This is a genomic window from Variovorax sp. SG517 (assembly GCF_013376045.1).
GTDB lineage: Bacteria > Pseudomonadota > Gammaproteobacteria > Burkholderiales > Burkholderiaceae_C > Variovorax.
Window position 1 is genome coordinate 563,576 of record NZ_JABMJG010000004.1, and the last position, 20,184, is coordinate 583,759.

21 protein-coding genes are annotated in these 20,184 nt (G+C 69.6%); 9 read left to right on the forward strand and 12 right to left on the reverse strand.

Features of this window, described 5'->3' with window-relative positions; genetic code table 11:
* Window positions 1-22: 22 nt before the first annotated feature.
* Window positions 23-616, forward strand: coding sequence for a dihydrofolate reductase family protein (locus tag FHT32_RS15340; protein ID WP_176665454.1), 594 nt, complete (start codon window positions 23-25; stop codon window positions 614-616).
* Between the two features lie 124 nt (window positions 617-740).
* The gene (locus FHT32_RS15345) at window positions 741-1,172 is read left to right on the forward strand and encodes an RcnB family protein (protein ID WP_176665455.1); all 432 of its coding nucleotides are present in this window, start codon (window positions 741-743) and stop codon (window positions 1,170-1,172) included.
* A 79-nt stretch (window positions 1,173-1,251) separates the two neighbouring features.
* On the opposite strand, the gene FHT32_RS15350 is transcribed toward FHT32_RS15345, so the two are convergent.
* Both FHT32_RS15350 and FHT32_RS15355 read right to left on the reverse strand, forming a co-directional pair.
* Window positions 1,252-1,521 (reverse strand): hypothetical protein, encoded by a 270-nt coding sequence (locus FHT32_RS15350; protein ID WP_176665456.1) that lies wholly within the window; start codon window positions 1,519-1,521, stop codon window positions 1,252-1,254.
* A 127-nt stretch (window positions 1,522-1,648) separates the two neighbouring features.
* Window positions 1,649-2,593 (reverse strand): CysB family HTH-type transcriptional regulator, encoded by a 945-nt coding sequence (locus FHT32_RS15355; RefSeq protein WP_093196167.1) that lies wholly within the window; start codon window positions 2,591-2,593, stop codon window positions 1,649-1,651.
* 180 nt (window positions 2,594-2,773) lie between these two features.
* Here FHT32_RS15355 and FHT32_RS15360 point away from each other — a divergent pair, with 180 nt between their 5' ends.
* Both FHT32_RS15360 and FHT32_RS15365 read left to right on the forward strand, forming a co-directional pair.
* Window positions 2,774-3,376 (forward strand): TetR/AcrR family transcriptional regulator, encoded by a 603-nt coding sequence (locus tag FHT32_RS15360; RefSeq protein ID WP_176665457.1) that lies wholly within the window; start codon window positions 2,774-2,776, stop codon window positions 3,374-3,376.
* A gap of 223 nt (window positions 3,377-3,599) precedes the next feature.
* On the forward strand, window positions 3,600-4,514 hold the full coding sequence (locus tag FHT32_RS15365; protein WP_176665458.1) for an alpha/beta hydrolase: 915 nt from the start codon (window positions 3,600-3,602) through the stop codon (window positions 4,512-4,514).
* A gap of 20 nt (window positions 4,515-4,534) precedes the next feature.
* Here FHT32_RS15365 and FHT32_RS15370 read toward each other — a convergent pair whose 3' ends face one another.
* The gene (locus tag FHT32_RS15370) at window positions 4,535-5,470 is read right to left on the reverse strand and encodes a fatty acid desaturase (RefSeq protein WP_176665459.1); all 936 of its coding nucleotides are present in this window, start codon (window positions 5,468-5,470) and stop codon (window positions 4,535-4,537) included.
* Window positions 5,471-5,656: 186 nt separating this feature from the next.
* On the opposite strand from FHT32_RS15370, the gene FHT32_RS15375 reads away from it, so the two are divergent.
* Window positions 5,657-6,637 carry a tripartite tricarboxylate transporter substrate binding protein gene (locus tag FHT32_RS15375; RefSeq protein WP_176665460.1) on the forward strand — a complete coding sequence of 327 codons (981 nt, stop codon included), beginning with the start codon at window positions 5,657-5,659 and terminating at the stop codon, window positions 6,635-6,637.
* A 25-nt stretch (window positions 6,638-6,662) separates the two neighbouring features.
* A complete protein-coding gene (locus FHT32_RS15380) occupies window positions 6,663-8,330 on the forward strand; it encodes a rhodanese-like domain-containing protein (RefSeq protein ID WP_176665461.1) in 1,668 nt (555 codons plus the stop codon).
* Here the strand turns inward: FHT32_RS15380 and minE are convergent.
* From minE to FHT32_RS15405, 5 genes are all read right to left on the reverse strand, one after another.
* The gene (gene minE, locus FHT32_RS15385) at window positions 8,287-8,565 is read right to left on the reverse strand and encodes a cell division topological specificity factor MinE (RefSeq protein WP_019653579.1); all 279 of its coding nucleotides are present in this window, start codon (window positions 8,563-8,565) and stop codon (window positions 8,287-8,289) included. The genes FHT32_RS15380 and minE overlap by 44 nt on opposite strands.
* Window positions 8,566-8,568: 3 nt before the next feature.
* Entirely contained in the window at window positions 8,569-9,384 is an 816-nt protein-coding gene (gene minD, locus FHT32_RS15390) for a septum site-determining protein MinD (RefSeq protein ID WP_176665462.1), read from the reverse strand.
* A 72-nt stretch (window positions 9,385-9,456) separates the two neighbouring features.
* Window positions 9,457-10,215, reverse strand: a complete 759-nt coding sequence (minC, locus tag FHT32_RS15395; RefSeq protein WP_176665463.1) for a septum site-determining protein MinC — start codon at window positions 10,213-10,215, stop codon at window positions 9,457-9,459.
* Window positions 10,216-10,444: 229 nt separating this feature from the next.
* The gene (locus FHT32_RS15400; RefSeq protein WP_019653576.1) at window positions 10,445-11,728 is read right to left on the reverse strand and encodes a solute carrier family 23 protein; all 1,284 of its coding nucleotides are present in this window, start codon (window positions 11,726-11,728) and stop codon (window positions 10,445-10,447) included.
* Window positions 11,729-11,863: 135 nt separating this feature from the next.
* The gene (locus tag FHT32_RS15405) at window positions 11,864-12,286 is read right to left on the reverse strand and encodes a hotdog fold thioesterase (protein WP_176665464.1); all 423 of its coding nucleotides are present in this window, start codon (window positions 12,284-12,286) and stop codon (window positions 11,864-11,866) included.
* A gap of 97 nt (window positions 12,287-12,383) precedes the next feature.
* Here FHT32_RS15405 and FHT32_RS15410 point away from each other — a divergent pair, with 97 nt between their 5' ends.
* The gene (locus tag FHT32_RS15410) at window positions 12,384-13,739 is read left to right on the forward strand and encodes a hypothetical protein (RefSeq protein WP_176665465.1); all 1,356 of its coding nucleotides are present in this window, start codon (window positions 12,384-12,386) and stop codon (window positions 13,737-13,739) included.
* A gap of 19 nt (window positions 13,740-13,758) precedes the next feature.
* Here FHT32_RS15410 and FHT32_RS15415 read toward each other — a convergent pair whose 3' ends face one another.
* The 3 genes from FHT32_RS15415 to FHT32_RS15425 all read right to left on the reverse strand — a co-directional run bounded on the left by FHT32_RS15415 (window position 13,759) and on the right by FHT32_RS15425 (window position 16,957).
* Complete coding sequence (locus tag FHT32_RS15415; protein WP_176665466.1) at window positions 13,759-15,147, reverse strand: tripartite tricarboxylate transporter permease; 1,389 nt, start codon at window positions 15,145-15,147, stop codon at window positions 13,759-13,761.
* A complete protein-coding gene (locus FHT32_RS15420; protein ID WP_176665467.1) occupies window positions 15,144-15,605 on the reverse strand; it encodes a hypothetical protein in 462 nt (153 codons plus the stop codon). The genes FHT32_RS15415 and FHT32_RS15420 overlap by 4 nt, the downstream gene beginning before the upstream one ends.
* A 65-nt stretch (window positions 15,606-15,670) precedes the next feature.
* Window positions 15,671-16,957, reverse strand: coding sequence for a hydroxymethylglutaryl-CoA reductase, degradative (locus FHT32_RS15425; RefSeq protein WP_176665468.1), 1,287 nt, complete (start codon window positions 16,955-16,957; stop codon window positions 15,671-15,673).
* A 157-nt stretch (window positions 16,958-17,114) separates the two neighbouring features.
* On the opposite strand from FHT32_RS15425, the gene FHT32_RS15430 reads away from it, so the two are divergent.
* Window positions 17,115-18,509 (forward strand): PLP-dependent aminotransferase family protein, encoded by a 1,395-nt coding sequence (locus tag FHT32_RS15430; RefSeq protein ID WP_176665469.1) that lies wholly within the window; start codon window positions 17,115-17,117, stop codon window positions 18,507-18,509.
* A gap of 15 nt (window positions 18,510-18,524) precedes the next feature.
* Here the strand turns inward: FHT32_RS15430 and FHT32_RS15435 are convergent, their stop codons facing one another.
* On the reverse strand, window positions 18,525-19,307 hold the full coding sequence (locus FHT32_RS15435) for a crotonase/enoyl-CoA hydratase family protein (protein WP_176665470.1): 783 nt from the start codon (window positions 19,305-19,307) through the stop codon (window positions 18,525-18,527).
* Between the two features lie 58 nt (window positions 19,308-19,365).
* Between FHT32_RS15435 and FHT32_RS15440 the strand changes: the two genes are divergently transcribed.
* Window positions 19,366-20,172 (forward strand): PaaX family transcriptional regulator, encoded by an 807-nt coding sequence (locus FHT32_RS15440; RefSeq protein ID WP_176665471.1) that lies wholly within the window; start codon window positions 19,366-19,368, stop codon window positions 20,170-20,172.
* Window positions 20,173-20,184: the final 12 nt, after the last annotated feature.

Below are 20,184 nucleotides of genomic sequence, written 5' to 3' on the forward strand. Positions count from 1 at the left end.
GCAGTATCGAAGGAGAACCGCCATGAGAAAACTCATCCTCCAAATGCAGATGTCGGTCGACGGCTATGTGTCGCCGGCCAATGGCAATCTCGACTGGCAGCTCTGGGGCTGGGGCGATCGCTGGGGCTGGGACGAAAAGCTCAAGCGCGACTTCAACGCCGTCTTCGAAGGCATCGACACCATCCTGCTGAGCCGGCTCGTCGCGCAGGAGGGCTACCTCGACCACTGGGGCCGCGCGGCGAAGAGATTTCCCGCGGATCCGCACTACGCCTTCGCGCAGAAGATCGTCGACGCGCGCAAGGTCGTGCTCACCGGCAAGCTCGAGTCTTCGCAATGGGAGCGCACCGTCATCGCCCGAGGCGGTATGGTGGAAGAGGTGAACGCGCTGAAGCGCGAGCCGGGCAAGGACATCATCACCATCGGCGGCGTCGGCTTCGCGTCGGCGCTGGTGGCGGCGGGGCTGGTCGACGAGTTCCAGTTCTTCGTGAACCCGACGGCGGTGGGCGCGGGGCGCTCGGTGTTCCACGACACGCGCAAGGGCCACAAGCTGCGGCTGTTGCGCTCGACGGCCTACGAGAGCGGCATGGTGGTCAACCGCTACGCCCCGGCCTTATGAAGGACAAGGCGCCGCGCGGATACCAGCGCTTACCTGGTTTCACCTGACCGAGACCTGAACTGGCTGAACCGGACACATGCGGTGCGCACAATGGACTCGTCATCAACGCATGAAGGAGTTCAGGATGAACACCAACTCGAAGAAGATCATGGCCGTGGGAGCCGCGGCACTCGCAATGTGCATGGCCGCGGGAAGCGCCTTTGCGCAGGACCGCCGATTCGACGACAACGGCCGGCACGGCGATGGCCGCTACGAGCAGCGCGACCGCAATTTCGACCGCCGTGGTCCGCACGGCGATCGCTACTACCGCGGCAACCAGGACTTCCGCGATGGCCGCCAGGTCGATCGCCGCGGCTTCCCGCAGCCGCACGCCGAATGGCGCCGCGGCGGGCGCGTGCCGCCGGAGTACCGTGGCCGCAACTACGTGGTGCAGGACTGGCGTGCCTACAGGCTCCAGCAGCCGCCCCGTGGCTATCAGTGGGTGGGCGTGGGCGGTGACTTCGTGCTCGCCGCCATCGCCACCGGCGTGATCGCGAACATCATCGCCGGCCAGTAAGCGAAGGCTTGCATCATGACGAAACCGCCACGGGAAACCGGGGCGGTTTTTTCTTTGGAGCGAACGCCGCAGCCGGTCTTCAGACCAGCGCCGAGGGCACCGACTGAGCGCACACGTTGCGCCCCGTGATGGTCAGGCGGAGGCCGCCGCCGTGCCACTCGAGCCAGTTGAGGCTCACGTACGCGTCGATGTCGGCGTCGTCGATGCGATCTGCCTGGCGGCTCTGCAGCAACTCGACCGTGGCGGGCAGGGCCCGTCTCAGGCGTTCTCGCCGCTCCGCCGCATCGGCCGCCCTCTGGGAGGCCTTTGTTTGCTGTTGCGCTTGCTGCTGCGAGGTCGACGATGCCATTGCTGATCCATTTCCAGGAAGCCAGGTGATTAACCCGAATGTACGCCGCCTGTGTGAAGCTGCATTCTTCTTTTTTAACCTTTCTGTCGTCCTCAGTACACACCGCGCAACAGGCGCTGGACAAGCCCTAGATTTCGTAGTGCGAGGCCTTGGCTTCGTCTCCCAGAGCCTTTTCGACGACGGCGCGCGTCAGCGTGGGCGCAAAAGACTCGATGAAGGCGTAGACGTACTTGCGCAGGTAGGTGCCGCGCCGCACGGCCAGCTTGGTGAGGTTGATGCCGAAGAGCCGTCCCGCGTCGAGCGCGCGCAGCTGCGTATCGCGCTCGGCCTCGTAGGCCACGCCGGCCACGATGCCGATGCCCAGCCCCAGCTGCACGTAGGTCTTGATCACGTCGGCGTCCATCGCGGCCAGCACGATGTTGGGCTGCAGCCCGCGCTGCTCGAAGGCCTCGTCGATGCGCGAGCGGCCGGTGAAGCCCGTGTCGTAGGTGATGAGCGGATAGCGCGTGAGCGCTTCCAGCGTGAGCGGCGCGTCGAGCAGCGGGTGCCCGGGCGGCACGATCACCGAATGCGTCCAGCGGTAGCAGGGCAGGGCCACCAGCTGCGGATAGTCGCCCAGCGCCTCGGTGGCGATGCCCACGTCGGCCTCGCCGTCGAGCAGCATCTGCGCGATCTGCTTGGGCGAGCCCTGGTGCAGGTGCAGCTTCACGTTCGGGAACTGCGCGCGGAATTCCTGCACCGCCACCGGCATCGCGTAGCGCGCCTGCGAGTGCGTGGCCGCCACCGAGAGCAGGCCGCTCTGCTGCGCGACGAACTCCTGGCCCGCGTGCTTGAGGTTGCTGCTTTCCATCAGCATGCGCTCGATGATCGGCAGCACGTGCCCGCCGGGCTCCGTGAGCCCCGTGAGCCGCTTGCCGGCGCGCACGAAGAGCTCGATGCCGAGCTCTTCCTCGAGTTCGCGGATCTGCCGGCTCACGCCGGGCTGGGAGGTATGAAGCGTATGGGCGACCTCGGTCAGGTTGAAGCCGCAACGAACGGCCTCGCGTACCGAGCGCAGTTGTTGGAAGTTCATCTGGCGCTGAGAAGTCATCGAAGCCCCGGATGGGGCCGACCGGCGATTCTCTGCACAACTGCTTATTCGGGGAACGATGCGTTTGTTGGTTTCACATGAGTAAAACATCTTTGAGCCGCTCCGGCGGCGCCTTCGTTCCCGATTCTTGTAATTTCGCACGCATGTGCTAAAGTTTGCCGCATGGACGCCAAGACCCAGAAAAGCGAACTCACCCGCGCCGCCATCGTCGGCGCGGCAATGAACCTCGCGCTGGCCGAGGGCCTGGAAGCGATCACGCTGCAGGCCGTGGCCAGCAGGCTGGGCCTGTCGAAGAGCGGCGTGTTCTCGCGTGTGGGGTCGCGCGAGGCGCTGCAGAAGGCCGTCATCGAGGAGTATGGCCGCGGCTTCCTGGCCGACGTGTTCGTGCCCGCCATGCAGAAGCCCAAGGGCCTCGCCCGGCTCAACGAGATCGTGGCGCGGTGGATCGCCCGCATGCGCGACGTCGAGATGCACACCGGCTGCCTCTACACCGCCGGCGCCTTCGAGTTCGACGACCGCGAAGGCGAGCTGCGCGAGGTGCTGCTGGGCGAAATCACCCGCTGGCGCGCCGCCCTGCGCCGCACCGTGCTGCAGGCCATGGAGACGGGCGAGCTCAAGGCCGACACCGACCCCGCACAGCTCGTGAGCGAGATCAACGGCCTGACCATGACCCAGCTGCACGACGCGCGCTTCCTGCGCGACCCGCAGGCCGCCGACCGCGCCACGCAGACCTGGCAGCGGCTTCTTTCCAGCTACCTCGCCTGAGCGAGCCCCTTCACGAAGCAGGCGGATTTCCCGCGCATCGATTTGCCAAGATTTCGCACAGTCGTGCGATAAAAAGGAGAAGCACCATGCTGATCATTGCCCTCTTCCTCGCCGCGTATGCGGCAGTCCTCGGCCTCAAGGGCCTCCGCGACACCCTGCGCAGCCTGCCTGCGAGCAACAACGACTGGGTCTGGTACTGAAGACCCGCAAGGAACACCTGCCCATGACCAGCACTTCTCCTTCCGCCGGCCACGCCGCGCAGTCGAACTACTACCAGCCCAGCCGCTCGATGCGCGCGCTGCGCTTCGGCCTCACCGCCTCGCAGCGCCTGTGGCCCGCGCTGGCGGTGCGAGCCGCTTACCGCGTCTTCGGCACGCCGCTGCCCCCCAAGTGGCTCTATCGCGGCCAGGGCCCTGGCGCCGAGTGGCGGCGCGAGAGCTGGGCCTTCGAGGACGCGAGCGTGGGCATCTACCACCTCGCGGCGCAGGACTCGGGTGCCGAATCGGCGCCTGTAGTGCTTCTGGTGCACGGCTGGGGCGGGCACGCGGGCCAGATGCTGCCGCTCGCGCAGGCCGTGGCGGCGGCGGGCCTGCGGCCGGTGCTGCTCGAGCTGCCGGCGCATGGCCGCAGCGCCGGGGTGATGAGCAATTCGCCGCAGTTCGCACGCGCCATCGCGTATGTCGCGGCGCGGCTCGCGGCGGACGGCCATGCGCTGCGTGCCGCCATCGCGCATTCGCTGGGCGCAAACGGGCTCGCGCTGGCCACTGCGCGCGGCCTGCCGGCCGAACGCATCGTGCTGCTTGCGCCGCCGGCCTCGCCGCGCGACTACACGCGCTATTTCGCGCACACCTTCGGCCTCAGCGAAGCCACGCGCCTGGCGATGCAGCGGCTCTTCGAATCGCGCGAGGGCGTGCTGATGCAGCAGCTCGAGCCGGCGGCGGTGGGGCCGCGCATCGCGCAGCCGACGCTGATCGTGCATGACCGCGACGACCGCGTGAACCGCTTCGCCGATGCCGAGGCCTACCGCGACGCGATCGCCGGAGCCCGCCTCGTCGCCACGCAGGGCTGGGGGCATCGCCGCATCCTCAAGGAAACCGAGGTGCTGGAGCAGGTGGCGCGCTTCGTGACGGAGGGTTGACGCCGTCCGCTGTCAGGTCCCTACCAGTTGGGATGGACCGGGGTGAACACCGGCTTGAACAGGTGCCGGCGCACGATCTCCCCGTAGCCGCGGTAGTAGAAGTTGCCGTTTGCCTCCAGCACCGCCGCGCGGTGCCTGCGGAAGTACACCGGGATCTCGTACCAGGGCATGGTCGGCGCGCGGTGATGCACGTGGTGCAGGTTGTTGAAGAGGTACAGCAGCCCGAACACGAGGTTCGATTCCACGATGGCCACGCGCTCGTGCGGCGTGTCGGCCCAGCGGTGCTCGGTGAAGGTGCGCAGCGAGCCCAGCATCATCCCGGGGTACACGAAGTACAGCAGGTACTCGCCGAAGCCCATGCCGCAGACCTCGACGACGTAATACAGCACCGGTGCCACGCTCAGCGCATGCCAGAACCACGTCAGCAGCCGCGAGAAGTCGCCCGCGAGCACGCGCCCGGCCTCAAAGCGCACCAGCTTCCAAAGCCGCAGGAACGGCCCCAGCACCACGCGGAACGCGATCGTCTGGTTGGCCATGTAGATCCATCGCCACACGGGCCCATAGCTCTGCCACGCGGGCGCGGAGTGGTAGGCGCTCTCGTTGTCGCGCTCCGGATGCGTGAGATGGAAGTTGACGTGGTGCGAGCTGTGGCCGCGGTTGTAGAAGGGGTAGGGCAGCCAGAGGTTCAGCGGCGGCCACACCACGGCGTGGCGCAGCCACTTCGGCAGATGGCGCATCGCATGGATGCTCTCGTGCTGCAGCGAGAAATGCAGCTGCGCGAGAAAGCCGCCCACGACGAACAGCGCCCAGCCTGGAAGCAGCGCGTGCCACCACACCAGCGCGCCCCATGCGGCGTAGAGCAGGGCGGCCAGCAGAAGCGTGGGCACCTCGTAGTGCCACCACCAGTGGCGGCGGGCGGGTGCATTCCGGTGGAGGGGCAGGGCAGTCGATGTCATGGCGATGGGCGGGACTGCGATGCTAGGTAGCAAGCGGGCGCTTGCATGCGCGCTTTTCGCATAAGCATCGGCGCGAAACTTAGTTCGGCAGGCGCGGGGCGGGGCCTACGCTTCACGGCTTTGCTGCTGCACCCCTGCCCGCTGCGCCTTCACGGCAGCCGCGTGCCGGCCCTTCCGCTTCCTCCCATGAAGAAACTCCTCACCCGCATCGCGCTGGCGCTGCTCGCCGCGCTGTCCGTCGACGTGCAGATCCAGGCCGCCACGCTGGCCGACTATCCGGCCAGGACCGTCCGCCTCGTCGTGCCCTATCCGGCCGGCGGCATCGCCGACAAGATCGCCCGAGAGGTCGCCGAACAGCTCCAGCAGCGGCTCAGGCAGGCGGTGGTGGTCGAGAACCGCAGCGGCGCGGCGGGCAACATCGGCTTCGAGTACGTCGCGCGGCAGCCGGCCGACGGCTACACGCTGCTGCTCGCGCCGGCGTCCAACCTCACGGTGCAGCCCGCGCTGTTCAAGCAGCTGAGCTACGACCTCTCGCGCGACTTCACGCCCGTGTCGCTGCTCGTGCAGACGCCGCAGGTGCTGCTGGTGAACCCGAAGCTGCCGGTGGCCAGCCCGCGCGAACTGATCGACTATTCGAAGAAGAACCCCGGGAAGGTCAACTACGGCATCAGCGTGGGCGCGTACTCGCACCTCGCGGGCGAGCTGCTGAAGACGCAGACCGGCGCCGACTTCACCGCCATTCCCTACCAGGGCAGCGCCCCGGCCCTCAACGACCTGCTCGCGGGGCAGACGCAGTTCATCTTCAACGAGGTGGTCACCGCCATTCCCTTCGTGAAGGCCGGCACGCTCAAGCCGCTGGCCGTGGCCTACCGCACGCGCGCACCCTGGCTGCCCGACGTGCCCACCACCGCCGAAGCTGGCCTGCCCGATTTCGAGGTCACCTCCTGGTACGGCGTGGTGGTGCGCAGCGGCACGCCCGCGCCGCTGGTGCAGCGCCTGTCGCGCGAGCTGCGCGACATCGTGCAGACGGCCGAGTTCAGGAAGCGCTACGACGACATCGGCGCCTTCACCGTGGGCAGCTCGCCGGAAGACTTCGCGCGCTTCATCCAGTCGGAGACCGTCAAGTGGACCGCGGTGGTGAAGCAGGCCGGCATCCAGCCCAATTGAGCGGCAGGCCCCGGAGAATGCGCGCATGAGCACGCCCCCGAAGAACAGCGTCGTGCCGGCTGGGCTGTGGGCCCTGCTGCTGGCGGAGCCCGCGGCCGAGCTCGCCCTGCTCGACGTGCGCGAGACGCGCTGGTTCGTGCAGCGCCACCTGAACCTCGCGCGCAACGCGCCTCTCAGCGGGCTAGAGCTGCAGGTCGGTGCGCTGGTGCCGCGCCGTTCCACGCCGGTGGTGCTCTACGACGACGATGACGCGCCCGACGGCGCCGCGCAGGCGGCATCGGCCGTGCTCGCGCGCCTGGGCTACACCGACGTGCGCACGCTCGACGGCGGCCTGCGGCGCTGGGTGGGCGAAGGCCTGCCCGCCATCGACGGCTACGGCACGCTGGTGAAGGCCTTCGGCGATCGCGCACGGCTGCACTACGGCACGCCGGGCCTGCCCGTGGAGGCGCTGCGTGCGCGCCTGCGCGAGGGCCGCCCGACCACGCTGGTCGATGCGCGGCCGCGCGCGGAGTTCGAGTTCCTCTCGCTGCCCGGCGCGCGCAACCACCCTGGCACCGAGCTGGCACTGCGCCGCTTCGAGCCGCCCGATGCCGGCGGGCCCGACCACCTGTGGGCCATCAACTGCTTCAGCCGCACGCGCGGCATCGTCGGCGCGACCACGCTGCGGCTGCTGGGCCGCGCGAGCGAAGCGGTGTTCGTCGAGGACGGCGTCATGGACTGGGGCCTGCACGGCGCGCCCACCGTGCAGAACGCGGCGCCCGACGACGAGCTGCCGCCCGAATCCCCGCAGGTGCTGCGCGGCCTGGCCGACGAACTGCTCGCGCGCTTCGCGCTGCCCGTGGCCGATGCGGCCCGGCTCGCCGATTGGCGCGAGGACCGCGGGCGCACCCTCTACCTGTTCGACGTGCGGCCCGAGCCCGATCCGGCCTTCGCGGGCACCGGCCTGCGCCAGGTGCCGGGCGGCCAGCTGCTGATGCACTTCGAGAACCTCGTGGGCACGCGAGGCGCGCGCATCGTGCTGGTCGACGATCCAGCCCATCGCCTGCGTGCGGCCATCACCGCCTTCTGGCTCACGCAGCTGGGCCAGGCCGAGGTGTATGTGTACGACGGCGAGTTCACGCCGCCGCAGGCCCCGCCGGACCCCTCGGCCGCCATCGACGGCGCGCCGCCGCCGCTGGACGCCGACGCCCTCGCGCAACTGCGCAGCGACGGCGCCGCCACCGTGATCGACGTGGGCCCCAGCCTCGACTACGAGCGCGGCCACCTGCCGGGCGCGCTCTACATGCTGCCGGCCTCGCTCGCGCCGCTGACCCCGCACGCCGCGACCGGCCGCAAGCTGGTCTTCACCTCGCCCGACGGCGCGGCCGCCGCCCGCGTGGCGCGCGACGCGCAACGGCGCTGGCCGGATTCGGGGGCGGAGTTCACCTGGCTGCAGGGCGGAACGCAGGGCTGGAAGGCTTCGGGCAGGCTGCTGACGACCGATCTGGTGCCGGCCCGGCTGCTCACCCCCTTCGACGACGACTGGGGCTCGGTGATGCGCGTCTTCGGTCCGCGGCGCGATGCGGCCTGGGCCGACTATCTCGCGTGGGAGCGCGCACTGTCGGAGCGGGTCCTGCAGGACCCGTCCGTGCGCTTCAGGTTCTTCGCGCTCAGCGCGCCGGCGTCGGAGCCGGGTCGGGCAGCTCGATCTTGATGTCGAGCACTTCGAGGTTGTCCTGGGTCTCCAGGTTGACCTTGATGTCGTCCGCGTTGATCGACACGTACTTGGAAATCACCGCCACCAGCTCGCGCTGGAGTTCGGGCAGGTAGTCGGGCCGCTTCTTGCCGCTGAGGCTCGAGCGCTCGTGGGCGAGGATGATCTGCAGCCGCTCTTTCGCGACGCTGGCAGTCTTCTTCTTTTCGCCCAGCAGGAACGAGAGGAAGGACATGGGCTACTTGCTCCCGAAGATTCGCTTGAAGAAGCCCGGCTTCTCCGCCTCGACGAAGCGCATCGGCCGGTCTTCGCCGAGAAAGCGCGCCACCACGTCGCTGTAGGCCTGGGCCACGTCGGTCTCCTTGTCGTGGATCGCCGGCACGCCCTGGTTGGAGGCGTGCAGCACGCTCTCCGACTCTGGGATCACGCCGATCAGCTTGATGCGCAGGATGTCCTGGATGTCCTCCAGCGACAGCATCTGGCCGCCCGCCACCCGGTTGGGGTTGTAGCGGGTGATGAGCAGGTGCTCCTTGATGGGCTCGCCGCCTTCCTTGGCGCGCTTGGTCTTGCTGCTGAGCATGCCCAGGATGCGGTCGGAGTCGCGCACCGACGAGACCTCGGGGTTGGTCACCACCAGCGCCTCGTCGGCGAAGTGCATGGCCATCATCGCGCCGGTCTCGATGCCCGCGGGCGAGTCGCAGACGATGTATTCGAAGTCCATTGCCGCGAGGTCGGCCAGCACCTTCTCGACGCCTTCCTGCGTGAGCGCTTCCTTGTCGCGCGTCTGCGAGGCGGCCAGCACGAACAGGTTGTCGCACTGCTTGTCCTTGATGAGCGCCTGGCTCAGGTTGGCCTCGCCCTGGATGACGTTGATCAGGTCGTACACCACGCGGCGTTCGCAGCCCATGATCAGGTCGAGGTTGCGCAGGCCCACGTCGAAGTCGATCACAGCCGTCTTCTTGCCCGCGAGCGCGAGGCCCGACGCGAAGCTGGCGCTCGTCGTCGTCTTGCCGACGCCGCCCTTGCCCGAAGTCACCACCACAATTTTGGCCATGGCCATTCCTTCTTGTTTCGATTCAGTTGTTGCTTGTCAGGGTCGCCGCATTCCGTGATCGGGTTCGTCCGGTCAGGGAATGGGATCGATCGAGATTTTCTTGCCGTCCAGGCGCACCTGGGCCGGCTTGCCCAGCACCGTGTCGGGCAGCGGCACCTCGTTGGTCCGGTAGATGCCGGCCACGGCCACCAGCTGCGCTTCCATGCAGGTCGAGAAGATCCGCGCCTCGGTGTTGCCGCGCGCGCCGGCAATGGCCTTGCCGCGCAGCGGCGCATACACGTGCACGTTGCCGTCGGCGATGACCTCCGCGCCGAAGCTCACCACGGCCGTCACCACCACGTCGCCGCCGCGGGCGTAGACCTGCTGGCCCGAGCGCAGCGGCTTGTCGATCAGGAGCGTGCCGTTGGCCGGCACCGGCACCTCGCGCACGATCTGCGGTGCTTCGGAAGCGGGGGCCTCGGCCGGCGGGGCCGGGGCTCGGGGCGCCGGGGCCGCGGGCATGGCCGCCACCGAGAGGCCGGCCGCGCGTGCGGCGGCGTGCTGTGCGTCGTTGCCGCCGCGCACCGCGATGGGCTGGGTCTGGTGGCGCGCCAGCAGGCCGCGCAGGGCGGCGAAGTCGATGTCGCCGTCGTCCTCCGACTCCTGCAGCAGCGAGAGGTCGATCACCACCGGCTCCTGCTCGAAGAAGTCGGGCGAATCCGCCAGCTGGGCGTCGAGTGCCTCGGCCAGCACGTCCAGGTCGGACGTCTTGAGGATCACTGCGATCAGCGGCAGCGTGGCGCTCTTGAATTCGAAAACCGCCTTGGTGCGCGCGGCGGAGACATCGGCCATTGGGAAAACGTCGGTGCGAAAAGCGTTGGAGTCTAACGGGCGCGGGCCAAACGCCGGTGAAGGCCCCCGGCTTCAGGCCCTCCAGAGAACACTTCTTTCATGAGGTTACCAAGCCAACCCCCAGGCTTCGCGGCACTTCGTACCGCTTCGCCAACCCCCTTGCCGGGGGCGATACCGGTGGCCCGGCAAAGCCGGTTCCACGGTATCCCTGGAAGGGCGTCTTCGCAGTTCAATTCTTCGAGCGGCCCAGCAGCGCGTAAAGAATGATCGCGCCGAAGGTCGCGCAGCCGATGCCGCCCAGGGCGAAGTCGCCGAACTTCAGCGTGAAGTCGCCCGTGCCCACGATCAGCGTGATGGCCGCCACGATCAGGTTCCTGTTCTGCGAGAAATCGACCTTGTTGTCGACCCAGATCTTGGCGCCGGCAATGGCGATCAGGCCGAACACCACGATGCTCACGCCGCCCATCACCGGCAGCGGAATGGCCTGGATCAGCGCGCCGAACTTCGGGCTGAAGCCCAGCACCAGCGCGATGACGGCGGCCACCACGAACACCGCGGTGGAGTAGATGCGCGTGGCCGCCATCACGCCGATGTTCTCGGCGTAGGTGGTCACGCCCGTGCCGCCCGCGGCGCCGCTCACCACGGTGGCGATGCCGTCGCCGATGAAGGCGCGGCCCATGTACGGATCGAGGTTGCGGCCGGTCATGGCCGTCACCGCCTTCAGGTGGCCGAGGTTCTCCGCCACCAGGATGATCGCCACCGGCGCGATCAGCAGCATCGCGTTGGCGGTGAACACCGGCGCGGTGAAGGTCGGCAGGCCGAACCAGGCCGCGTTGGCGATGCCGCTCAGGTCCACCGGCTTGCCCATGCCCAGTCCGTTGGTCAGCGCCGCGTAGACCAGCGTGGCCAGGATCAGCCCCACCAGGATCAAGAGGCGCTGCAGCATGCCGCGCGTGAACACCGCCACCAGGCCCACGCAGAGGAAGGTCACGGCCTGCATCCAGGCGTCGAAGTTGCCGGCCGCCATGTTCTTGACCGGCACGCTCGCCAGGTTGAGCCCGATCACCGCCACCACCGCACCGGTGACCACCGGCGGCATGAAGCGCTCGATCCAGCCCGTGCCCACGGCCTGCACGATGGCCCCGATGAGGATGTAGACCACCCCGCAGGCCACGATGCCGCCCAGCGCGACCGCGATGTTGGCGTTGGGGCCCTTGCCCGCGTAGCCGCTGGCCGCGATCACCACGCCGATGAAGGCGAAGCTCGAGCCCAGGTAGCTGGGCACCTTGCCACCGGTGACGAAGTAGAAGATGAGCGTGCCGATGCCGCTCATCAGGATCGCGATGTTGGGGTTGAAGCCCATCAGGATCGGCGCCAGCACCGTGGCGCCAAACATGGCGATGACGTGCTGTACGCCCATGGCGCCGGTCTGCAGCCAGGGCAGCCGCTCGTCGGGCGCGATGACCGCGCCGTTGGCCAGCGCGGACGCGGGCCGTTCAGTCCAGTTGAACATTCTTTTATCTCCTCTTGTTGGATGTAGTGCTCGGTGGCCGGTCGTCCCGGCTTTCCCGGGGCGTGATTGTGGGTGATGAACCCCGCCCTGAACACCGGCACGCACCCTGCCGCCGGAGAAAGAAAACCGCCGCCTTCAGCGCGGCTGCAGCACCGCCATCGTGATGCGCGATACGCAGGTCAGCTCGCCCGCCTCGTTGGTCAGCTCGATCTGCCAGACCTGCGTGGTGCGCCCCCGGTGCACCGGCCGCGCGGTGCCGATGACCCAGCCGCTGGTGACCGAGCGGATGTGGTTGGCGTTGATGTCCAGGCCCACCGCGCGGTCGCCCTCGGGGGCGGAGTAGTGGGCGCCGCAGGAGCCCAGCGTCTCGGCCAGCACCACCGACACGCCGCCGTGCAGGATGCCGTAGGGCTGGCGGGTGCGCTCGTCCACCGGGCAGCGGGCGCGGATGAAGTCGTCGCCCACCTCCAGGAACTCGATGCCCAGCGCGGAAACGACCGTGCCCACGTGGTTGCTCGTGAGCGCCTCGACGGAGATCTCTTTCTTCCAGATACGCATTCAGTGCCTCTTTCTTTCTTCTTGCCTGTAACAGTGGCCAAAACTATAGCGATGGCGGCTGACAAACCGAGTCGCCTTTGCGTGCTACCTTGGGCCGATGAAGCACCCCCTGCGCCGCTGGCTCCTGGGCATCGCCGCCGCGCTGCTGCTCGGCGCGGGCGCCCTGGTGTGGGTGGTGAGCACCCGCCTGCCCACCGACGACGAGGTGGCCGCGAAGATCGCCGACGCCTTCCAGAAGCGCTTCGGCGTCGCCCTGAAGGTGGGCGGCGCCCACTGGGCGCTGGTGCCGGTTCCGGTGCTCGTGCTGTCCGACATCGCCACCGACCAGCCGCGCCCCATCACCCTGCGCCGCGTGACCGTGCGGCTCGATCCCGCGCCGCTGCTGCGGCGCGTCATCGCGGTGGACGAGATCGAGGTGGAGGGCCTGGTGCTGCCGCGCGCCTCGTTTCGGGCGTTCCGGGGCAGGGGCCCCAAGCCGCAGGAAGGCGGCGGAGGGGGCATCGTCCCGCTGCCCGCGCCGTGGACGCTCGCTGCCGTGCCCGTGGAACAGCTGCGCTGGCGCGACGTGACCTGGATCGACCGGCGCGACATCGCGCTGGCCTACGACGGCGAGATCCGCTTCGACCCCGGCTGGCGCCCGCGCCAGGCCCGGCTCGAGCGCGCCGGCCTGGAGCCGCCGGCCCAGCCCGTGCGCCTGCGGCTGGACCGCCAGGCAGGGCAGGACCGCTGGCGCACCCGCATCGATGCGGGCGGCGGCACCTGGAACGGCGTCTCCCGCCTCGAGATCCAGCCCGACGGAAAGATCCAGCTCTCGGCCGACCTGGAGCCGCGCCAGATCGACATCGAGAGCCTGGCGCAGGCCTTCGGGCGCCGCACCTCGGTGGCGGGCAGGTTCTCGGGCACCACCACGCTGCGGGCCGAGGCCGCGAGCACCGACGAACTCGGCGCGCTGATCCGCGGCCTGCACACCCGCACCACCTTCTCGGTGCAGCCCGCCACGCTCACCAGGCTGGACGTGGCCAAGGCCGTCACCACCGCCGGCATCAGCCGCGGCGGCACGACCAGACTGGACGAGCTCACCGGCACCCTCGACACCCAGGGCACCGAGGACGGCGTGGTCATGCAGTACAGCAACCTCAAGGCACGCTCGGGCGTGCTCACGGCCAGCGGCAACCTGAAGCTCTTCAACCGCAGGCTCGACGGCGAGATCGCGGTCGACCTCGTCGACGGCGTGGTCGGCGTGCCGCTGAAGATCGGCGGCACCGCGGGCGACCCGGAACTCTCGCTGACCGGCGGCGCGCTCACCGGCGCGGCCATCGGCAGCGCGGTGCTGCCCGGCGTGGGCACCGCCATCGGCGCGCGCCTGGGGCAGCAGGTGGAGAAGATGCTCGGCGGGGGCAAGCCGGAGAAGCCGGCACCGAAGCCCGTGCCCAAGGCCAGGCCCCGGCCCTGACCCCGGTCCTGAGCGAACTCTAGGCAAAGGCCTTGATGGCCGCCGGCACCGTCAGCACGGCCGTGTAGTAGCCCATGAACTGCACGCCGGTGTTGAACCCGATCGCGCGCGACAGCAGCCCGCCCAGCAGCCCCATGGTCAGGATCACCAGCAACCCGAGCAGCTGGCCTTCCCACACGCTGATGACCACGATCAGCCCGACGAAGGTCGCGATGATCGCCTCGTGGCTCACCTTGCGCGAGACGAACAGTGCCGCGCGGCGCGCGAAGTTCATGGTGAACGGATAGGCCACCAGCGCGGCCAGGATCACCGCCAGCATGCCGTAGCCCAGGAACTCCCAGTGGCTCAGCAGGTTGTGCAGGTTGTGCGTCTGGCCGCTGGCCGCGTCGATGGTGAAGACCGGCGGTGCGTTGAACAGCGGCGCGGCCGGCCCGGCCGCCACCGGGCTCAGCGGCAGGCCGATGGCGATCAGCGGGATCAGCGCCTCGGCGATGTAGGTGGCCTCGGTCACGCCGTTGCGCGCGGCCAGCGTGGTGGTGAGCCGGTGGTAGGCGTGCTTCACGCGCGAGCCGACCAGCTCGCCCAGCACCACCGTCATCGCGACGGGGCTGAACACGAAGGTGGCGCTGGAGACCGCCGCCGTCGCGAAGGTCCACTTCACCTGCCCGCGGTCGAGCACCCGGAACGGATTGGGAAAGTAGCCCGACCAGCCCTTCACGTCGGGCGCCAGCGAGAAGGTGCGGACCTTGTCGCGCTTCATGCGGGCCCGCGCGGCGGGCGAGATCACGGAGAACAGGTCGGCCACCAGCGGCCCGATGGCAATGCCCAGGAAGTAGCTGATGCTGAGCTTCACGCCGTACTTGCCGGTGAGCGCCTGCAGCGCCACGATCACCATCACGAAGGGCGCCAGCGTCGCAACCGACGCCCAGCGCCCGCTGGAGAAGTACGCGATGGCCACTGCCGCCGCCACGAAGATCCACGGCGCCGCCTTGGTGATGGCCGCGCCGTAGGGCGCCAGCAGCACCGCGAACAGCACGGCCAGCGGCACCGCGATGAAGGCCGCGATGATCGCGCCCGACACCATCTTGCGCAGCGCGATGTGCGGCACGCCCAGGTTGCGCAGCACGTTGGCGTCCTGCAGCAGCGGCGTGGCCATGGTGTCGCCCGGAATGCCCAGAAGGGCGGTCGGCACCGCGTGCGTCATGTGCTTGGCGACGGCCGCCGCCAGGAAGAAGGTGAACACGCCCACCGGCGGCACGCCCAGCAGCACCACCAGCAGGGTGAGCGGCGCGAGCGTGGTGGTCTCGTCGGTGCCCGACACGAGGCCGATCGCCGCGAAGACCACGGCGCCCACGAGGCCCATGCCGGTGGCCACGAGGATCTGGTTCAGGAGCGCGGCGTCGATCATTGCGCGGCTCCTTCGACTCCCTCGGCATGCCGGGCGCGGGGCTCGTACGACGCGAACAGTTCGTGGATCTCGAGTTCCTTCATCTCGCGCACCACCACGGGCGGCAGGTCGTCCATCGAGCCGAGGCCGCCGTGCTCGGTGGCCAGTTCGGCCAGCACCTCCTCGCGCCAGCGCGGGTCGGCCGCCGCTCCCTCGACCACCTCGCGCTTCGGCTCGAACAGCCGCGCGCAGATCAGGCCCGACACCACGCAGCCGCCCAGGCCGGCGAGCATGGCGTAGGCCCGCGCCAGCTCGGGCGTGCCCACCGTGCCCGCGAGCACGCGACTGGCGACGAGGTAGCCCGCGAGGCTCACCGCGACGCCGATCGCGATCGACCATGCGAGGTGGCCCAGGTCGGCCGTGTCGCCCCATATCTCCACCAGCCGCCAGCGGGCGGGCGTTGCTTCTTCTGCGTTCATTTCTCTTTGTCTCCGTCTGTGGTCTTGTTCGTGGTCTTGTCTGTGGCCGTCCGTCGTGCCCGTGCCTACTTCTTGCGCAGCGCCTCCAGCAGCGCCACCGCGCGGTCGGTCCGCACGTCGTGTTCGGCGGCCATCTGCCTGGCCACCGCGTCGATCTCGTCGCCCGTGGCGCCCGCCACCAGCGCGATGTTGCGGGCGTGCAGCGCCATGTGGCCGCGCTGGATGCCTTCGGTGGCCAGCGCGCGCAGCGCGCCGAGGTTCTGCGCGAGGCCCACCGCCACGGCCACCTCGCCGAGTTCCTGCGCCGACTTCACGCCGAGGATCTTCAGCGCGAGCCGCGCCAGCGGATGCGTCTTCGTCGCGCCGCCCACCAGGCCCACCGGCATCGGCATCTCGATGGTGCCGACCAGCGCGCCGCGCTTGTCCTTCTCCCAGGTCGTGAGCGAGGTGTAGCGGCCGTTGCGGCAGGCGTACGCATGCGCGCCGGCCTCCACCGCGCGCCAGTCGTTGCCCGTGGCGACGATCACCGGATCGATGCCGTTCATGATTCCCTTGTTGTGCGTGGCCGCGCGGTAGGGGTCGACGGCCGCGAAGGTGTACGCATCGATCACGCCTTCCACCACCTCCTCGCCGCTGCGCTCGCGCGTGGCGAGCACGGCGGGTTCGAGCCGCACGCGTGCGCGGGCCAGCCGCAGGTCGGCCAGGTTCGAGAGGATGCGCAGGCGCACCGTGCCGCCCGTGAGCTGCTCGACCAGCGGCGACACCGCCTCGGCCATGGTGTTGACGGTGTTCGCGCCCATCGCGTCGCGCACGTCGACGACCAGGTGCATCACCACCATCGGGCCGCGCGGCGTGTCGTCGAACACGTGCACCTCGATGTCGCGGCAGCCGCCGCCCAGGCCGATGAGCACCTTGTCGCGGCTGTTGGCGACCTCCAGGATTCGCTCGCGCGCCCGCAGCAGCGAGAGCCGTGCGCCGTACGGGTCGGCGATGCCGATCACCTGCACCTGCGCGCGCATCAGCGGGCCGGTGCTCGAGGCCTCGAAGCCGCCGCCTTCGCGCGCCAGCTTGGCCATGAAGGACGCCGCGGCCACCACCGAGGGTTCTTCCACCGCCATCGGCACCAGGTAGTCGCGGCCGTTCACGGTGAAGTTGCCGGCCACGCCCAGCGGCAGCTCGAAGGTGCCGATCACGTTCTCGACCATGCCGTTGGCGCGTTCCACGCCGAGGGCGCCGGGTGCCTGGAGCAGCGCGGTCTCGTCGGCGGCGAGCGACGCGGCGCGCGCGAGATGTTCGAGGCGCTGCGCCGGAGCGAGTGCGCGGAAATTGGGAATGCGTGAGTCTGCGACCATCGTTGCGTGTCTCTTCGTTCGAAAGAAAGGAGGTTCTGGAGTCGGTTTCGGGAGCGCGCAATTTAGGTCGGCTGTACCGCCGGCGGAAGGTACAGTTTGTCGGGACAGTGCGGACAGCAGCCGGCCTTGCGTGCCCGCTGTGTCACAGTCGACGCCCATGACGACCATTGCCGATTCGCTCGCCAACACCATCGAGCGCCAGATCGCGAGCGGCGCCTACAAGGCCGGCGACAAGCTCCCCTCGCTGCGCGAACTGGCGCAGCTCCACGGCTACGCGAAGAACACCGTGGTGGCCGCCTTCGAGCTGCTGGTGTCGCGCGGGCTGGTGGAGCCCAGGCGCGGCTCGGGCTACTTCGTGCGTCCTCCGCAGCAGCAACAGGCAGCGAAGCCGCCCGAGGACGACGCCGGCAGCCTCGGCCGCGCCATGGACATCGTCTGGCTCATGCGCGAGCAGCTCAAGACGCAGCCCGACGCGATCGCCGTGGGCGATGGCTTCCCGCCGATCGCGTGGCTCGCCGACGTGCGGCTCGACAAGTACCACCCCAAGGTGGTCCGCACGGGGCTCGGTGCGCTCTTCCGCTACGGCAGCCGCTTCGGCTATGCGCCGCTGCGCGATCACCTGGTGCGCAAGCTCGCCGACTTCGGCATCGGCGCGGAGCCGCGGCAGATCGTGCTGACGCACGGCGCCAACGAGGCAATGGACATCGTCGTCCGCTACTTCGTGCCGCCCGGCGGCAAGGTGCTGGTGGACGACCCGGGCTACTACCCGCTGTTCGGCAAGCTCAAGCTCGCGGGCGCCCAGGTGCTGGGCGTGCCGCGCCTGGCCGACGGGCCCGACCTCGAGGCGCTGGAGCGCCTGCTCGTGGCCGAGCGGCCGCGCCTGTTCTTCACGCAGTCGATCGCGCACAACCCCACCGGCTCCGACATCTCTCCCGCCAAGGCATTCCGCGTGCTGCAGCTCGCGCAGAAGCACGACCTGCTGATCGTCGAGAACGACCCGCTGGCCGACTTCAAGCCCACCTCGCTGCCGCGCCTGGCCGCGCTCGACCAGCTGGAGCGCACCATCTACATCGGCAGCTTCTCCAAGTCGTTCTCGGCGGCGCTGCGCGTGGGCTTCATCGCCTGCGGCGCGGACCTGGCGAGCGACCTGGCCGACCTGAAGGCGCTGATCCACGTGAGCAGCTCCGAATACTGCGAGCGCACGGTCGACGTCATCCTGAGCGAGGGCCACTACCAGCGGCACCTCAACCGCCTGCAGACGCGGCTGGGCGAGGCCACGCGCAATGCAATCAGGCTCTTCGAATCGGTCGACGCGGAAGTATTCGCGCGCACCCCGCAGTCGCTCTACGTGTGGGCCGCGCTACCCGGCGTGGCCGACTCGCTGGCCTTCGCGAAGGAGCTGCTGCCGCGCAAGATCGTGATGGCGCCGGGGCGCATCTTCAGCGTCGACTCGACGCAGGTGTCGCGCTGGTCGCGCTTCAACGTGGGCGCCATGGCCGATCCGCGCTTCGCCAAGGCGCTGCGCGTCGCGCTGCGCCGGCAGGCGGGCTGAGCGCCCGCGGCTTCCTCAACGCCCGAAATCCCCGTGCCGGCCCGCGCCGCCGGCGAAGCGCGCGGCACCGGATGCGCCCTCCGCGAAGACCACCGGCACGCCCCGCGCGCCCTCGCGGCGCAGCGCCTCGGCCAGCGGCATGTCCCATTGCTCGTAGGCGGAGCGGCGGTCGGCCAGCATGCATTGCTGCGGAAAGTCGACGAGCTCGCGTGCCAGCTGCTGCGCCGCGGCCAGCGCGCCGCCGGGTGGCGTCATGCGGTTGACCAGGCCCATCGCCAGCGCTTCGGGCGCGCCCACCGCACGGCCCGTGAGGATCATGTCGAGCGCGCGCCCCATGCCCACGATGCGCGGCAGCCGCACGGTGCCGCCGTCGATCAGCGGTACGCCCCAGCGGCGGCAGAACACACCGAACACCGCGTCTTCGTCGGCCACGCGCAGGTCGGCCAGCAGCGCGAGCTCGAGGCCGCCGGCCACCGCGAAGCCGTTCACCGCCGCAATCAGCGGCTTCGACAGCGCCATGCGCGTCGGCCCCATCGGGCCGCTGCCGCCGCCTTCGGGGTCGAGCTCGTTTCGGCGGGCCGGGTCGCCCACGGCGGTGAAGTCGGCGCCCGCGCAGAAGTGGCCGCCCGCGCCGGTCAGCACGGCGACGCGCAGCGCATCTTCGGCCTCGAACCGGCCGAAGGCCTCGCGCAGTTCGGCCGCGACCAGGCCATCCACCGCGTTGCGTTTGCCGGGCCGGTTCAGGGTGATGGTGCAGACGGCGCCATCTGTGTCGCAGCTCACGTATTGCATGGCCATGCACAGGTCCTTCCGGGGCAAAATCCCATCGTAGGAAATATTTCTTCATTTCGCAACGATGGACAAAATATGTAATGTGCCGGTGGCGGTCCCCAGCGCCCCCGACCTGATTCTCGACCTGCTCGTGGCCGACGGCGGCACGCTCAGCGCGCAGTCGCTGTGCCGCGCGGGCGCGCTCATGGGCATCGGCGAGTCGACCCTGCGCGTGGGCCTGACGCGGCTGGCGGCCGAGGGCAAGATCGCCCGCGGCGAGCGCGGCAGCTACTCGCTCGACCGGCGAGGCGCGGCGCTTGCACGCGCGGTCGACGACTGGCGCCACAAGCAGGCGCAGGCGGTCGCATGGCGCGGCGACTGGCTCGCCGTGCACGACGCGGGCGTCTCGCGCACCGACAAGACCGCGTGGCGCCATCACGCGCTCGCGCTCTCGCTGCGCGGTTTCGCGGCGCTGCGGCCGGGCCTGCAGATCCGGCCCGACAACCTCGCCGGAGGGCTGGAGGCCGAACGCGCGCAGCTGGCGGCACTGGGGCTCGCGCCGAGCGCGCTGGTGTTCCGGCTGGCCGACCTCGACGATGCCGCGCAGGCCGCCGCGCGCAAGCTGTGGAACGTGCGCACGCTCGAAGCCGATTACCGTCGCCTGCAGGCCGGCCTGGAACGCAGCGAGAAGCGCCTGCGCACCCAGAAGCTCGAGACCGCGACGCGCGAGTCGCTGCTGCTGGGCCGCGCCGTGATCGGGCACCTCATCCGCGATCCGCTGCTGCCGGCCGAGCTGATGTCGCCCAAGCCGCGCGCCGCGCTACTCGCCGCCACCCGGCGCTACCAGGACAAGGCGCTGGTGCTGTGGCGCAAGTGGCTGGCGCAGCCGTAGCCCCTGGGGCGC

Bases quoted from the DNA above. Each gene is read 5' to 3' on its own strand.
- FHT32_RS15410 (WP_176665465.1), top strand. From the start codon at position 12,384: ATGAAGCACCCCCTGCGCCGCTGGCTCCTGGGCATCGCCGCCGCGCTG.
- FHT32_RS15405 (WP_176665464.1), bottom strand. From the start codon at position 12,286: ATGCGTATCTGGAAGAAAGAGATCTCCGTCGAGGCGCTCACGAGCAAC.
- minD (WP_176665462.1), bottom strand. From the start codon at position 9,384: ATGGCCAAAATTGTGGTGGTGACTTCGGGCAAGGGCGGCGTCGGCAAG.
- FHT32_RS15355 (WP_093196167.1), bottom strand. From the start codon at position 2,593: ATGAACTTCCAACAACTGCGCTCGGTACGCGAGGCCGTTCGTTGCGGC.
- FHT32_RS15370 (WP_176665459.1), bottom strand. From the start codon at position 5,470: ATGACATCGACTGCCCTGCCCCTCCACCGGAATGCACCCGCCCGCCGC.
- minC (WP_176665463.1), bottom strand. From the start codon at position 10,215: ATGGCCGATGTCTCCGCCGCGCGCACCAAGGCGGTTTTCGAATTCAAG.
- FHT32_RS15365 (WP_176665458.1), top strand. From the start codon at position 3,600: ATGACCAGCACTTCTCCTTCCGCCGGCCACGCCGCGCAGTCGAACTAC.
- FHT32_RS15350 (WP_176665456.1), bottom strand. From the start codon at position 1,521: ATGGCATCGTCGACCTCGCAGCAGCAAGCGCAACAGCAAACAAAGGCC.
- FHT32_RS15360 (WP_176665457.1), top strand. From the start codon at position 2,774: ATGGACGCCAAGACCCAGAAAAGCGAACTCACCCGCGCCGCCATCGTC.
- FHT32_RS15420 (WP_176665467.1), bottom strand. From the start codon at position 15,605: ATGAACGCAGAAGAAGCAACGCCCGCCCGCTGGCGGCTGGTGGAGATA.
- FHT32_RS15345 (WP_176665455.1), top strand. From the start codon at position 741: ATGAACACCAACTCGAAGAAGATCATGGCCGTGGGAGCCGCGGCACTC.
- minE (WP_019653579.1), bottom strand. From the start codon at position 8,565: ATGTCCTTCCTCTCGTTCCTGCTGGGCGAAAAGAAGAAGACTGCCAGC.
- FHT32_RS15435 (WP_176665470.1), bottom strand. From the start codon at position 19,307: ATGGCCATGCAATACGTGAGCTGCGACACAGATGGCGCCGTCTGCACC.
- FHT32_RS15415 (WP_176665466.1), bottom strand. From the start codon at position 15,147: ATGATCGACGCCGCGCTCCTGAACCAGATCCTCGTGGCCACCGGCATG.
- FHT32_RS15440 (WP_176665471.1), top strand. From the start codon at position 19,366: ATGGACAAAATATGTAATGTGCCGGTGGCGGTCCCCAGCGCCCCCGAC.
- FHT32_RS15375 (WP_176665460.1), top strand. From the start codon at position 5,657: ATGAAGAAACTCCTCACCCGCATCGCGCTGGCGCTGCTCGCCGCGCTG.
- FHT32_RS15425 (WP_176665468.1), bottom strand. From the start codon at position 16,957: ATGGTCGCAGACTCACGCATTCCCAATTTCCGCGCACTCGCTCCGGCG.
- FHT32_RS15400 (WP_019653576.1), bottom strand. From the start codon at position 11,728: ATGTTCAACTGGACTGAACGGCCCGCGTCCGCGCTGGCCAACGGCGCG.
- FHT32_RS15430 (WP_176665469.1), top strand. From the start codon at position 17,115: ATGACGACCATTGCCGATTCGCTCGCCAACACCATCGAGCGCCAGATC.
- FHT32_RS15340 (WP_176665454.1), top strand. From the start codon at position 23: ATGAGAAAACTCATCCTCCAAATGCAGATGTCGGTCGACGGCTATGTG.
- FHT32_RS15380 (WP_176665461.1), top strand. From the start codon at position 6,663: ATGAGCACGCCCCCGAAGAACAGCGTCGTGCCGGCTGGGCTGTGGGCC.